Source organism: Algoriphagus terrigena DSM 22685, assembly GCF_000429445.1.
Classification (GTDB): Bacteria; Bacteroidota; Bacteroidia; order Cytophagales; family Cyclobacteriaceae; genus Algoriphagus; species Algoriphagus terrigena.
On sequence record NZ_AUBW01000019.1, the window covers coordinates 107,108 to 121,801 of the forward strand.

Sequence of the window (14,694 nt, forward strand, 5' to 3'; positions counted from 1 at the left end):
GCAAGAGTTTTACGGCCTTCCCACTCTACCCGACTTCAGAGGGCAGCGGGGCTGATCTGCCCCCGGCGGCATAGTGTTTGCAAATTTTTGCTTCGTAGACAATTTGTAACCCTTAAAACCAAACGAATATGAAGGCAGTAGTTTTTCACAAACCCGGAGACATTCAGGTGGACACGGTAGACGATCCACGCATCGAAAACGATCGGGACGTCATCTTGCGAGTGACCTCAACAGCTATCTGCGGGTCCGATCTCCATATCTTAAGTGGTGCTGTCCCCCAGTCTACAGATATGATCATGGGGCATGAATTCATGGGCATCGTGGAGGAGGTCGGCTCGGCAATACATACGCTGAAAAAGGGCGACAGAGTGATCGTCCCCTTCCCCATAGCCTGTGGAGCCTGTTTTTTCTGTAACCACGGCGCTTCCCCCCACTGCGAAAACTCCAACTATAAACACTATGGTCCAAACGGAGATCTAACCGACGAGAAAGGTGGCGCGCTCTACGGGTACACAGATCTCTATGGGGGATACTCGGGTGGTCAGGCGGAGTATGTGCGGGTACCTTTTGCGGACATCAGTCCCCGGGTCGTCCCCGCGGAGATGAGCGACGAGCAGGTTTTGTTCCTTACCGACATCTTTCCCACCGGATGGTCTTCGATAGACTGGGCGCAGCTCCAGGGTGGTGAAGTGGTGGCGGTCTTTGGCTCGGGCCCTGTGGGATTGATGGCTCAGAAAGCAGCCTGGATCAACGGTGCCAGCAGAGTGATCGCGATAGATCCGCTCGAGTACCGTCTGAAAAAAGCGCGGGAAGTAAACGGAGTGGACACGCTGAATCCCAATGAAGTCGATGTAGTTGAAGCCATCCGGGAGATGACCGATGGGCGGGGCGCTGATGTATGTGTGGATGCCGTGGGATTCGAGCCGGAGAGTAACCTGGTAGACAAGCTAAAGGCTACCGTCAATTTCGAAAAAGGCAGCATGAAAGTGCTCGACTTGGCTTTTAAAGCTGTGCGACGAGGCGGGACCGTGAGCATCGTGGGTGTCTACGGTTCTACGTACGACAACTTCCCCCTTCACCGGATTTTTGACAAAGCAATTACCATCAAGCAGGGTCAGGCTCCGGTATTGAACTATGTCGACAAGCTGATCGACCTGGTGCAGAATGAAAAGGTGGTATTGGATGACATCATCACCCATACCCTACCTCTAAGCGAAGCCTCCAAAGGGTATGAAATCTTTGATAAAAAAGAAGACGACTGCGTCAAAGTGGTCCTGAAACCATAACACTACTACCATGAACACACTAACCAACTATACACTTATCACCGGCGCTACCAGCGGCATCGGTTATGAATTGGCATTACTCTTCGCCCGGGACGGGCATAACCTGGTCATTGTTTCCCGCGACTTGGACGAGATGCAAGCCAAGGCCGTGGAATTCAAAGACTGTGGCGTTGATGTCAAAACCATCCAGGCAGATCTCTTCGATACCGAAGCGGCCTTTTCCGTCTGTGAAAAAATCGACGCGATGGGTCTGAACATCGACATCCTGGTCAACGACGCGGCACAGGGGCTCTATGGCAAATTCGCCGACACAGATATCCACCGCGAACTGGACATCATTCAGCTCAACATCTCCTCACTAGTGATCCTCACCAAGCATTTCCTGCGAAAGATGATTGCCAATCAGCAAGGAAAAATCCTCAACCTCGCCTCCGTTGCAAGCAAAGCGCCAGGCCCATGGCAGTCTGTCTATCACGGCACGAAAGCGTTTGTGCTGTCTTTTTCGGAGGCAATCCGGGAAGAAGTGAAAGAACAAAATGTTACCGTCACAGCGCTTTTGCCCGGGGTGACGGATACAGATTTCTTCAACAAGGCAGACATGACCCGCAGCAAGGTGGTGCAGGACAAGGACGCGATGGCCGATCCAAAGGATGTGGCCCGAGATGGATACGAGGCACTCATGGAGGGAGACGACAAAGTCGTGTCCGGCATCAAAAACAAAATCCAAACCGCCCTTTCAAATATCACCCCAGACAGCACCCTGGCGCACTCGATGGGTGAGCAGCAAAAACCGGCGGATGAGTGAGCTATCCAAGGCTCTCTCAAGGTGAAGATGTTGTACTCATCTACCAACCAGCTGATGAACGTGACTAAAACATGGATAAGATACTGGAAGAAATAAGAGACTTTGCCGATCAGGCTCATGGCGACCAGATGCGAAAATATGCTCCAGACCGGTATATCGTCCATCCGGTGCGGGTAATGAAGATGTGTCAGGAATACACTGACAACCTGCCCGTTTTGGCGGCAGCGCTACTTCACGACGTCTTGGAGGACACTGACACGGGAAAGGAGGAGATGCTGGAATTTCTCCAAAAACACCTCTCCTACACCCAAGCAATGAAAGTGCTTCGGCTGGTCGTCGAGCTGACTGATGTGTATGTGAAAGCCGATTATCCCAAACTGAACCGTGACCAAAGGAAAGGGAAGGAAGCGGAGCGACTGGCGAAGATCAGCCCTGACGCGCAAACCATCAAGTACGCCGACATCATCGACAATTGTAAGGAAATCACCGCGCACGACGCCCACTTTGCGCCCGTGTTTTTGAAAGAATGCAGGCACATCCTGATGGGATGTAAGAAGGGAAACCGTCAACTCCATAAAGCTGCCGTGGAGACGGTCGACCAAGAGCTCGGGAAGCGAAAGCAGTCCGGCGGCGTCGATCGAAAGCACTTCCATTAACCCATTCAGACCCGTGTTTTCGGTCATCTCGAGCACCCCCGATCGCCCAAAGAGCGGGCGGGACGATACGTTTTCAATTGTGAAATCAACCATAAATAATCTATACAGCTATGAACAGCAAGAAAAACCCGAAAGACAACAGTCAAAAAATCGAAGATCTCAATAAAGACATCGAGGTGGGTGACGGTCAAAAGATGACCACCAACCAGGGAGTCAAAGTCAATGATGACACCAGCTCGTTAAAAGCCGGAGACCGCGGGGCCACGCTTTTGGAAGACTTTATTCTGCGGGAAAAGATTACCCATTTTGACCATGAGCGGATTCCCGAACGAATCGTCCATGCGCGGGGATCAGGAGCCCACGGTGTATTCAGAGTGTATGATGACTCTCTGAAGAAGTACACAAAAGCGGCATTTCTGACCGATCCTAGCCGCGAGACTTCCGTTTTTACCCGATTCTCTACGGTGGCGGGGTTTCGGGGCTCGGCGGATATCCCCCGGGATGTGAGAGGATTTGCGGTCAAGTTCTACACAGAAGAGGGTGTCTACGATTTGGTGGGCAACAATATGCCTGTCTTTTTCATCCAAGATGCGATCAAATTCCCCGACCTCATCCACGCAGTCAAGCCGGAGCCGGATAACGAAATCCCTCAGGCAGCCTCTGCGCACAATACCTTCTGGGATTTTGTCTCACTATCGCCCGAAACCATGCACAATGTCATGTGGCTGATGAGTGACCGGGCCATTCCGAGAAGTTTCCGGATGATGGAAGGCTTCGGTATCAACACCTTCAGATTGATTAATGAGCAGGGAGAATCTCACTTCGTGAAGTTTCATTGGAAGCCACTCTTGGGGACGCACAGTGTCGTCTGGGACGAGGCGCAAAAGATAAATGGACAAGATCCGGATTTCCACCGCCGCGATCTATACGACGCGATTGAGGCAGGTTCGTTTCCGGAGTGGGAACTCGGCCTGCAAATTATCCCTCAAGAGGACGAACATAAGTTCGACTTCGATCTCTTGGACCCGACGAAACTGGTGCCCGAGGAGATTGTACCGGTGCTAAGGGTCGGCAAGATGACATTGAATCGCAATCCGGACAACTTCTTCGCCGAGACGGAGCAGGCTGCTTTCCACCCGGGCCACATCGTGCCGGGGATAGATTTCTCCAACGATCCCCTGCTGCAGGGACGGCTCTTCTCGTATACCGACACCCAACTGAGCCGCTTGGGCGGGCCTAACTTCCATGAGATCCCGATCAACCGGTCTATCGCGCCCATCCACAACAACCAGCGGGACGGAATCTCCCGCATGCAGATCAACCGTGGTAAGACCAGCTATCACCCCAACTCGATCGGCGACGGCTTTCCGGAGCAGGCAAAGGTAAGCGAGGGAGGTTTTGCCAGCTATCAGGAGCGGGTCGATGCCAATAAAGTCCGGGCGCGAAGCAGGAGCTTTATGGATTTCTTCAGCCAGCCTGCGCTCTTTTACAACAGCCTGTCTGAAGCCGAGCAAGCGCATTTGACGGATGCTTTCTGCTTCGAATTGGGCAAGGTGGACATCGTGGATATCCGGCAGCGGGTCGTAGGATTGATCTCTCAGGTAGATGCCGGACTGGCTGCGAAAGTAGCAGAAGGCTTGGGTTTGGAAGTAGAAGCACCGGAGCAGCCCATCAACCATCAGTTTGGTGCAGATGCAGACGAGGCCGACTATCAGCCTGTCACGGTGATTCCCAAGCTTAAATCTTCGCCCGCGCTTAGTATGGCTAATACCGTGAAAGGCAATATCAAGACCCGGCAGATCGCCTTCCTGACGGCAGATGGCTTCGACGGAGACTCAGTGGCATCGATGAAAACTGCATTGGAAGCCGAAGGAGCCATGGTGAAGATCATCGCTCCCCGATCCGGGATGGTGAAAGACAGCGCCGGAAACAGCATCAAGGTGGATCACAGCTTTCTGACCTTCTCCTCGGTACTGGTAGACGCGATCTTCGTCCCGGCGGGGAAAGCGAGTACCGAGACTCTAAAACAGACCCCCAGAGCTGTGCATTTCATAGATGAAGCTTTCCTGCACTGCAAACCCATCGCAACTGCGGGAGAGGGACGCGAGTTGGTAGCTATCAGCTATGTTAAAAACTACCCAAAATCCAACCCTAATGATCTCGACCTTGAAAATCTCGGGCTGCTGACTGGCAACGGTTCCGGCGACAATCTTGCTAAAAAATTCATCAAGGCGATCGGCAATCACCGATTCTTTGAACGGGAGAAGTTGGGGAAAATCCCTGCTTAAAACATCCACTTCGGGGAACTGGCGACAGTTCCCCTTCACTATACCACAACTTTATGAAAGAACTTATAGACGCTTCCCGTCAGGGAAACACAGACCAGATAGCCATGCTTTTAGCACAGGGAGCCGATGTTAATTTTCAGGACGAAAAAGGATTTACCCCCTTGATAATCGCCGCTTACAATAATCAAGCGGAGGCGGCCAAGATACTCCTCAGAAACGGCGCCGACGTTAACCAGAAAGACTATGGTGGAAATACTGCACTGATGGGAGTCTGCTTCAAAGGACATCTGGAGCTCGCGGAAATCCTCATCGAGCATGGCGCAGATATTAACGCCACACACGGAAATGGTGGGACGGCATTGATGTTTGCCAGCATGTTCGGGAAAAATAACCTGGTGAAATTGCTTTTGAATCACGGGGCCGACAGGATGGCTACCGACCAGCGAGGTATGATGGCCGTAGATCATGCCGGCATCCAGGGGAATATGGAAATCATTGAATTACTGTCGTAAACCGAGACTGCCCAGTTTGTTGTCGTTCGCTTTTTCGCGCTGGGAACCCCTTACTGTAGGATAGAATGTCGTCCAAGTCGCGATCCGTCGAAAACCGCTTGACTGCTCTAATTTTTCAAGCGAAAAGCAATTCTCCTACAGTGAAGGCCGCTGAAAGGTGAACGGTCATCCGCGTATTTAAACCGTTAAAACAAATATCAAATACCCGCACAACCGGGCGACAGGAACCCGAGGAGTTCGCCTTAAACAAAAAAATTCACGCCCGTTTTCATAATTGAATCAGGGCGTGAATTGGAAATAGAGGTGCCTCTAAGCGCTCTGCGCCTTAAACCTGCACGTCTCTAAGTTGCTTGATCTTGTCGTGAGACTGTCGCAGCGTACGCTTTTGCTCCAGTACCAGTTCTTTCAAGTAAGCCGGGAGGTTTTCGTTTACCGCGGCATCCTGATATGCCTTTTGTGCCGCATCTTCTCCGAATTCACAGCTTTCCAGCACACTTTTTCTGTCGTGTCCGGTAAATACTGCCTTCACATCCATCCAGGCCCTATACAGTTTCCCGCTTGTGGTGGAGCTTTGCTCTGTATCGGTTTTGAAAGAATTCAGCTCGGTGGATAGCTCCATCCGGCACTTTTGACTTTCTCCGATCATGGAGACAAACAGGGCTTTAAGGTCCTGATCGCCTTCCTCTAGATTTTCAATCGCTTTTTCATATCCTTCGATCCGGTCATTGTTGATTTTTACTAAATCATTCAAGATTTCTGCTGCTTCATTGTTAGTATTCATAATAATAGTGGTTAAGTGAAAATAATAAATAATGTCAGGTAACTAAGTAAATCAGACACGCCGGAAAATCCTTTTCCTAAGTTGTCCGATTGCCCTCAGCGGCGGTCTTTTCAAGAGCTTCGCCCACTTGGGGTCTTCTGTTTGAATGGGATCTGGCCGTGCTGCCCTCCCTTTCTATCCTGATCTTCAAAATCCAAAAACCTAGCCAGTTGGCCAAAAAAGGGCAAAATCCGCCTATCTCAGCCTAATGGAAGAAAAACGTCCGGGAGGGCCTTTATGTCGGCTTATTCATTCGGGAAGAAAATTCTCAGTTTGTGGACGAGAGTTGATCTCCTTCCCTAACCGGGGGTTGACTGTTTTTTTGGTTATGCTAGGCTCTTCGATCGCTTACCTAGGAGTAGGATGTATGGCAGAAGGGGTTGCAGCTTCTCTGTCTCGGCGCAGAATCGGGTGAGAATCGGGAGGTTGCCAGCGATGTATCGAAAAGAATAACAGTAGGAAGGAGTCGCGATTGGGCACCCACTACGTCTAAAAAAGTCGAGTCAGAAAAGAAACTCCGTTGTGTGGATCGAAGTCATGAAAACTGGGAACGCCGGACAATGGCGTTGACGCGCTCCGATCCCAGCACCAGTTTTCAACCACCTCTGCGTCGAAGCCGCAGATTTACCCGAAGGGTATCTCCGCTGTCCGCGATCCGGATGGAGGCAATTATCCATTCGCCGGAGGGATGGAGAAAGATACTGCTCCCTACATGCTCCCTGCCTTCGAGGACTGCAGCAAACAGCTCCTCTTGGTTCAGGTATTGGCCGTCCTCGAAGGCCGGGGACTCCGGCTTTTTTTCATCTTGCGGTTCTAACTCCATGTCAGAGCCTTCGCTCAGCTCTCCATCGTCCGCCACCTGCCCTCTCAGCGCTTGCACACCTCCGGATCCAGCACCTACATACTTGGATTGTGCGAACAATTCATGAAAGCTCAGATCTCCGCCGGTAATGCGCCTGCGGATGTATCGGGTCGCTTTGGGCACCCGCCCCTTGTCGAGCCGGAGGACTGCCGCGATCTCATTGAGCAATGCCTTTTGTTCATCCGTGTAGGTGAGCGTGTCTTTGGGCGGATTACCACGGGTCATCCGCATCAGGTCTTTCCCTATTCGTTCGCGTACCTGGTTCAGTGAACGCTCCGGTGTAACATTGCTTCCTGCCAGTTGGTCCAGACCCGCCGCCAGCTCAGTGTAGGGTTTGGCGCTGCCGTCCCGGGACAGCGGCAGATGAGTATGTCCCTCCGCCAGATCAGGACGGTGCACCGCCGGCGTGAGACCGATATCCGTACCCGGAGCCAGGACATGATGAAATCCGCCCAAATTGATTGCCTGCGTGCGAAATTCATCAGCCCGGCGCTGCTGGAATGAGAATTCCATGAACTTCTTGGCATTGTCGGGCCCCAAGGTGGTCAGATCCACGTCATCAAACTTGGTGTCGTTGTTCTTGAACAATCGGGCCCGTTTCGCCGCCGGAGGCTTATAGTCCCCAAACTTTTCCGTCAATTCACGCTTTCGTTTTTTGGTGCGCTCTTCACGTTTTTCACGGGTTGCTTTGTCCCTCTCCTCCAGCTCCCGGTCGATCAGTTGATACTGGTACTCTTCTGCTTCCTCCTTTGTATCAAAAAGTTGCGTAGGATCCTTGTCTGTGTACCACTTTCCCGTACGCCGGGTCTTCAGCACCACCCGCTGTACTACCGGTTCCGTATTTACACCTTCCCCTGTCCTACGAGATGCAGGGCTAACGCTGGGCTCCGCATTTGCGATGACTCCGAGCTTTCGCTGTAGAGCCGTCTCGGGCCTATTGTCTTTGAACTGGAGAGGAGAACGGGACAAATCCTGTTTCTCCGGAGCTTCCGCAGTGGTGTTCGGAGTTTTCTGGGCGGAGGTACCCGCTGCATACAAAGGCATAAAATTTTCAGTCAAAACAATTCCCTTTCTTCACGCGAGTTCTATCAGTGACAAATATGCGATACTAAACTCTGCTACTAAAAATAAAGGATCAGCCGATCAAATGCAATTCAGATACCGTCATCCAGGTGAGGATTTCTCAGCCAGCAGTCCCAGCAATTCCCTGGCCGCAGCACCTCCGGCCCTGTTGGCGCCGATGGTAGATGCAGAAGGTCCATATCCCACCAGATGGATTCTCGGTTCTTTGGCCACTGCTGTTGCCAACCTTCCGGACATCTTGATCCCACCGCCTTCCTCCCGTGGCAAGACCGCATCCAGATGAGAAAAAGTCGATCTAAAACCGGTATTCCAGAGGATAACATCTGCACTTTCTTCTCTTCCACCTTCCCATTTCACACCGGTTTGGGTGATCTCGCTGAACATGGGGAAACGTTTGAGCACGCCTCTTTTCTCCATATTTTCGATTTCGGCAGTGAAGGGTAATCCGGTAACAGAGACGACAGATTGAGGCAGCAGTCCCTTTCTCACGCGCTCTTCCACCATGGCCACCGCCAGGCTTCCAGCCGTCTGATCAAACGGGCCTTTGCGAAATTCCGGCGGTCTCCTCGTCACCCAGGTGGTCGAGGTCACCTGAGAAATCTGATCCAACAACTGAATCGCTGAAATACCGCCACCGACCACGATGACGTGCTTGCCTTTGAAATAGTCTGCATCTTTGAAGTCCCGAGTGTGCAATTGTTCCCCTTCAAAAAGTGCCGCACCCGGGTATTCCGGGATGTAAGGACTTTCCCAAGTTCCAGTTGCATTGATGATACCCAACGCCGAAAAAGCGAGGGATGAAGTATCGATGAAAAAGCGTTCGTCCTTCAAATAGACCTTTTCTACTTTTACCGGCCGATACACCTGAAATCCAAATTGCTTTTCGTACAGCTCGTAATAATGTGGTACGGCACTATTTGCCCGTACTTCGGTTTGGCCAGGTCCAATAGTTTCTTCGAAAGACATGCCCGGCAAATCGTGGATTCGGTTGACCGTACTCAAGGTCAGCGAGTCCCAACGGGATTGCCAGGCACCTCCTGCCTGTGGTGCTTCGTCCAGCATGATGAAATCCGGGCCAGGTTCCATCCCCATTTTCTTCAGATGATACCCCGCCGAAAGCCCAGCCTGACCAGCGCCAATGACTGCTATCTTTGTTTTATAGCGAATTTTCCCGGCCATTTAACCCACCTCTCAGCGCCAACCCAGTTCGGGAGCTACATAGTTTAAGATGGATTCGAGCACGTGTACGTTGTAGTCAACGCCCAACGTATTCGGGATGGTCAACAAAACAGTATCCGCTTCCTGAATCGCCTCATCCTGAGCCAAGTCCTTGATCAGTTGTTCCGGTTCGGCAGCATAACTTCTACCAAAAATCGCACGCTTATCAGCCTCTATCATTCCGACTTTATCAGTTCTGTTTGCTTCGTGTCCGAAGTAATATTGATCCTGATCGTTCACCAATGCAAAGATGGACCGGCTCACAGAGACTCTTGGCTCGCGCTGATGGCCTGCTGCTTTCCAAGCTTCTTTGTAGCGTCTGATTTGTTCGGCTTGCTGAATGTGAAATGGCTTTCCACTCTCGTCGTATTTGAGGGTAGAACTCTGAAGGTTCATACCAATCTCCGCTGCCCAAACAGCGGTGGCATCCGAAGCAGAACCCCACCAAATGCGGTCACGTAATCCCTCCGAATGTGGCTCTACCCTCAGTAATCCGGGAGGATTGGGAAACATCGGGTTGGGATTGGGCTTCGCAAAGCCGGTCCCTTTTAGTTTTTCATAAAATTCCAAGGCTTTCCTTCTTCCCATGTCGGCATCGGTTTCGCCCGCTTGCAGATCGTAGCCGAAATACTTCCAGCCGTCAATTACTTGCTCCGGTGAACCTCTGCTGACGCCCAACTGCAGTCGGCCTTCCGAGATCAAATCGGCAGCACCGGCATCCTCCACCATGTACAGCGGATTTTCGTAACGCATGTCGATGACACCGGTTCCTATTTCGATCTTCTTGGTTTTGGCGCCGATGGCCGCCAGCAACGGAAACGGTGAAGCCAGCTGTTGGGCAAAATGATGCACCCGAAAATAGGCGCCATCCAATCCGATTTCTTCCGCTGCTACTGCCAAGTCGATGGACTGAAGCAAGGTATCGCTCGCGGTCCTTGCTTTATAAGAAGGATGATTTGCCCAATGGCCGAAGGATAAAAAGCCGATTTTTTTCATATGATTATAGTTTTCTTTTCAGAGGCGACGTGGAATCTCGCAAGGTCAATGATCGTCCCTCTGTGAGTCGCCTGCGCCATGCTCGATTTCCTGTGTTTACAATTGTTCTTTTAGGAAAAATACCGCAACAATTAAGCTGTCCAACAACTTTGCGCGGGAATCTGTTCAGTCTTTACACAAACTCCTCGGGACAATGCTGAATATATTTTTCGCCGGCAAGCGACTTCCAATTCCGACCAGGAGGATGCTCTGATCAACAAGAGACAATGGCAATGAAAAGACCAGAGGCACTGCGCTGGATCGGTTCTTGGATTAAAGAGAAGCTCTGACACGAGCAAAAGGGTCCACGGTTCTGACACTCCGCTTAAAAAGCCCCGAAGAGCAGCCGCACCCTTTAAAGTCAGTTCTAAAGGAAAACATAACCTAAACCCACTATCCAATGAAACTCCTAGAACCTACCCAAATCGGGGAATATCGTCTCAAAAACCACATGGTCATGGCAGCTATGACCCGAAGTCGCGCCACCGAAGAGGGAATCATACAAGACATCACCGTGACATACTATGCCCAGCGGGCCAGCGCCGGACTGATCCTGAGTGAGGCCACCAACATATCGAAGGACGCAATAGGCAGCCCTTTCACGCCTGGCCTATACTCCGATCGCCAAGTGGAAGCCTGGAAAAAGGTGACGCAGGCCGTCCATGAAAAGGGAGGCGTCATCTTCGCCCAGCTATGGCATACCGGAAGGGTCGGACACTCGCTTGATCGGTCAAACAAACTCCCGCTGGCTCCCTCAGCTGTTGCCATCGAGGGTGCCCAGCACTTCACCTCTGAGGGGATGAAGGACTACGAAACCCCGAGAGCCATGAACAAAGAGGACATCAAGCAAACCATCCTCGACTACCGGCAGGCAGCCGTCCACGCCATGGAGGCGGGATTTGACGGGGTGGAACTTCACTCAGCCAACGGATATCTTCCCCAGCAGTTTCTGTCCGACAGCTCAAACCTCCGCACAGACGAATACGGTGGGAGTATCGAAAACAGAAGCCGCTTTATTCTGGAGGTGATGCATGAACTGACCGATGCGGTCGGCAGCGAAAAGGTAGGCATCAAAATCTCTCCGCTCGGCACCCAAAACGGTATCCGGGTGGATGATCCGGTGGCTACGTACAATTATCTGATCAGCGAGTTGAATAAGATGGATCTGGCTTTTGTGGAAATTGCCAGAGCCAATCCCAAATCATCGCTGCCCTCGGGATATCCACGTCAAGATGAAATTGAGCTGTTTGGGAAGCTTTCAAAAAATACCGTGGTGGCCAACTCCGGCTACGATCGGGAGTCCGCAGAAGCGGAACTTGAGAAAGGAACCGCATCGCTTATCTCATTTGCAAGACTCTTTCTGGCAAATCCAGACTTGCCCCAGAGATTCTCCCAAGGCGCTGAGCTCAACGAACCCGACCGGGACACCTTCTATGGCGGGGATGAAAAAGGTTATACCGACTATCCTTTTTTAAAGGAAGGTTCGTAGGGACTTGATGAAAGCAGTTAATATCCGGGCAGCTTGTGCCCGGCTGCTCACTTCTGATTGCGCGTGGACGCTTTTTTCGACTCTTTCGGATGCTCTTTGAAATAGGCTCTTGCCTGCTTCAACCCTGTCGCAATTGCGATCCCTTCATCGCCACTTTCTTTCAAGATTTCATTCGCAATCTCAGTGGCTTTCTCACGGATATGGACCGGCTGATTTTTATAAGAGGGCGGGTAATCTCCGTTGTACCAAGGCATATTGATCTTTTTTTAACACTTAATACTATTTAGACGTCCGGTCCAAGCTGAAAGCATCATCTTCCTCCGACCGGGTTTTTAAGAAAAGGATACCCTGGGCAGCGGACGAAGTTTGTCCCATTCGCGCCCGGGAAGTCCAACCATTCAACAGCATCTCCGCCGCGAATCAAGCTAGCTGCTACTTGACAATCGTCAGATCCCATTCCGAATCCGAATAGTTCCAGTTTACGCCAACCATATTATTCTTGTGCCGACTGATCTCCAGATCGACTAACTGTCCATCGAGATTCAAATTTCTGATCGTCACATATTTAAGAGTGTCGGGGAGCATGGGCTTCCGGAATAGAACCTCCTTCTTTTGGATATTGATCTTGATCTGCAGCACGGATTTTAAAAGCAGAAAAACTGTCGCCACCGACCAGGCCTGTGGGGAGCAGGCTACCGGATAGGACGTAGGACCTTCTCCTTTTCTTCTATCCATACCGCAAAACAGCTCCGGCAGTCGTTGCAAAGGAGAGAAAAGCGAAGCCTCAAACAGGCAGTTTAAGAGCATTGCAGCCTCTTTCTGAAAGCCATATTTCCCCATCCCATCGGCAATCAGCGCCACGTCATGTGGCCACACAGAGCCATTGTGATAGGACATGGGATTATATCTCAGCTCGTCGCTGGAGATCGTACGAATGCCCCAGCCACAAAACATATCTGGCTTCAGCAGCGTATTGACGAGCTTTTTGGCTTTTCCGGGATCTGCTATCCCGCAAAACAATATCTGTCCCGCGTTGGAAGATTTGACGCGGCAAGGTTGCTTCTCACCGTCCAGCGCCAGGACATAGCATTCCAGCTCTTTATCCCAAAATTTCTCGTTGAAATTGTCCTTTAGCACTTTAGCTTCCTGCCGGCAGGTTTCTGCCAGTTGCTTTTCTCCGAGCACGCCGGCAAGTCTTGAAACATGCAACTTGGCGCAGTACACATACGCTTGCACTTCGCACAGGGCTATGGGTGGATCCGCCAATTTTCCATTCGCATGAAAGATCGAATCAAAGCTGTCCTTCCAGCCCTGATTGGTCAAGCCGTTGAAAGCCTTGTGCCGGTACTCCACGAAGCCGTCGCCATCCAAATCTCCGTACACATTGATCCAATCCAGAGCCTTCAAGATGTTAGGCCAGATCTTTTTGATGGTTTTGATATCCTCAGTTCGGGCGTAATACTCTCCGGCCAAGACGATAAATAAGGGCGTGGCATCGATCGTCCCGTAGTACCACTTGAAGGGCACCTCATTCAACGCCACCATCTCTCCCCCACGGGTCTCGTGCATGATCTTGCCCGGCTCGGCATCTTTGGATTCATCCAATTCTACAGCTTGATGAGCAGCCAAGAACAACAGCACGTCCCGCGACAGGTCCGGTGCGAGCCAGAGTGTCTCCAGGGCCGTGATGATCCCGTCCCGGCCAAAAGCTGTGTTGTACCACGGCACGCCTGCATAAGGATACTTGCCTGTCGGCGTATCCACCATCAGGGACACCAGATCGACTTTGGATCTGTTGATCCAGTGTGTAAACTGCTCGTTGGAAGTTTCGATGTCGGGAAAATAGCGGTTGGACTTCTCGAGATGGGAGGCTAAAAGTCCCCAGGCATCCTGAAAGCCCATGCTCTGAACAGTGTCCCCATCTTCTTGGAACGAGATGGAATATTCTAAACTTTCTACCACATTTGGCTTCAGTAATAAACCGAAGCAAATCTTCCCCTTGGCTTCGCAACTGTCGTATGACCTGTTAATCTCGATCGCGGATTTTCTTACCACATCATCCAGCCCAACATAGGAAAACTCCAAATGGCGGTCATCCGGATACTTATGTCCGAGGACAGTCCCACGGTTGTCCCGGGGCATCCCTCTTACTTCAAAGATGTCCTTGAAATCACCGTCTATCTCCAGAGACACCTCGATCTGATACTCCGCTATATTGTGATTTACAAAGTCTATCTTCTCGTGAAACAAGCCATTCAGCACAAACTGACTCCGATGGATATGGATCATCTCCCGTTGGATCATCACACCGTTTTCTTCTTCCGTCAGGTGAGAGGCAAGGTCGATGGACAATACCTCATTCTCCTCTTTGATTGTCGAACTCAGCAGCCTCGGACGCTCTCCGTTGACCTTTAGCTCCAGTCTGCTGACGTATCTGGTATCTTTGTTATAGATCCCTTGGACGTCATTTTTGAACGAACGGATGTCTCCCGACCTTCCCAAGATGCCAAAGGTATCGTAATGATTAAGCACGTGGGTTCGGTCGTCTACATAAGCGGCGCTTTCTGAGATGAACCATTCGGCCATCTCAATTTCGGATTCGTTTGCTTCTGATTGGATCTTAGTTTTCATAAGCCTTCC

General features: G+C 51.2%; 12 protein-coding genes. 6 read left to right on the plus strand and 6 right to left on the minus strand.

Annotated features, from left to right (window positions below; translation table 11 throughout):
* The first annotated feature begins 128 nt into the window (after nt 1-128).
* From G459_RS0117415 to G459_RS0117435, 5 genes are all read left to right on the plus strand, one after another.
* Nucleotides 129-1,286: a zinc-dependent alcohol dehydrogenase gene (locus tag G459_RS0117415; RefSeq protein WP_026968789.1), complete on the plus strand. Its 1,158-nt coding sequence runs from the start codon at nt 129-131 to the stop codon at nt 1,284-1,286.
* Between the two features lie 10 nt (nt 1,287-1,296).
* Complete coding sequence (locus G459_RS0117420; protein WP_026968790.1) at nt 1,297-2,091, plus strand: SDR family NAD(P)-dependent oxidoreductase; 795 nt, start codon at nt 1,297-1,299, stop codon at nt 2,089-2,091.
* A 71-nt stretch (nt 2,092-2,162) separates the two neighbouring features.
* Nucleotides 2,163-2,747, plus strand: coding sequence for an HD domain-containing protein (locus G459_RS27830; RefSeq protein WP_035456283.1), 585 nt, complete (start codon nt 2,163-2,165; stop codon nt 2,745-2,747).
* Between the two features lie 110 nt (nt 2,748-2,857).
* Entirely contained in the window at nt 2,858-5,035 is a 2,178-nt protein-coding gene (locus G459_RS0117430; RefSeq protein WP_026968791.1) for a catalase, read from the plus strand.
* A gap of 53 nt (nt 5,036-5,088) precedes the next feature.
* A complete protein-coding gene (locus G459_RS0117435) occupies nt 5,089-5,547 on the plus strand; it encodes an ankyrin repeat domain-containing protein (RefSeq protein WP_026968792.1) in 459 nt (152 codons plus the stop codon).
* Nucleotides 5,548-5,872: 325 nt separating this feature from the next.
* Here G459_RS0117435 and G459_RS0117440 read toward each other — a convergent pair whose 3' ends face one another.
* The 4 genes from G459_RS0117440 to G459_RS0117460 all read right to left on the minus strand — a co-directional run bounded on the left by G459_RS0117440 (nt 5,873) and on the right by G459_RS0117460 (nt 10,526).
* The gene (locus G459_RS0117440; protein ID WP_026968793.1) at nt 5,873-6,328 is read right to left on the minus strand and encodes a PA2169 family four-helix-bundle protein; all 456 of its coding nucleotides are present in this window, start codon (nt 6,326-6,328) and stop codon (nt 5,873-5,875) included.
* Nucleotides 6,329-6,962: 634 nt separating this feature from the next.
* Nucleotides 6,963-8,273 (minus strand): hypothetical protein, encoded by a 1,311-nt coding sequence (locus G459_RS0117450; protein ID WP_026968794.1) that lies wholly within the window; start codon nt 8,271-8,273, stop codon nt 6,963-6,965.
* Between the two features lie 120 nt (nt 8,274-8,393).
* Entirely contained in the window at nt 8,394-9,491 is a 1,098-nt protein-coding gene (locus tag G459_RS0117455; RefSeq protein ID WP_026968795.1) for an NAD(P)-binding domain-containing protein, read from the minus strand.
* A 12-nt stretch (nt 9,492-9,503) separates the two neighbouring features.
* Nucleotides 9,504-10,526, minus strand: coding sequence for an LLM class flavin-dependent oxidoreductase (locus G459_RS0117460; RefSeq protein ID WP_026968796.1), 1,023 nt, complete (start codon nt 10,524-10,526; stop codon nt 9,504-9,506).
* A gap of 439 nt (nt 10,527-10,965) precedes the next feature.
* Here G459_RS0117460 and G459_RS0117470 point away from each other — a divergent pair, with 439 nt between their 5' ends.
* A complete protein-coding gene (locus G459_RS0117470) occupies nt 10,966-12,054 on the plus strand; it encodes an alkene reductase (RefSeq protein ID WP_026968797.1) in 1,089 nt (362 codons plus the stop codon).
* Between the two features lie 47 nt (nt 12,055-12,101).
* On the opposite strand, the gene G459_RS0117475 is transcribed toward G459_RS0117470, so the two are convergent.
* Complete coding sequence (locus G459_RS0117475; protein WP_026968798.1) at nt 12,102-12,308, minus strand: DUF2188 domain-containing protein; 207 nt, start codon at nt 12,306-12,308, stop codon at nt 12,102-12,104.
* 178 nt (nt 12,309-12,486) lie between these two features.
* Nucleotides 12,487-14,685 carry an amylo-alpha-1,6-glucosidase gene (locus G459_RS0117480; RefSeq protein WP_084454556.1) on the minus strand — a complete coding sequence of 733 codons (2,199 nt, stop codon included), beginning with the start codon at nt 14,683-14,685 and terminating at the stop codon, nt 12,487-12,489.
* Nucleotides 14,686-14,694: the final 9 nt, after the last annotated feature.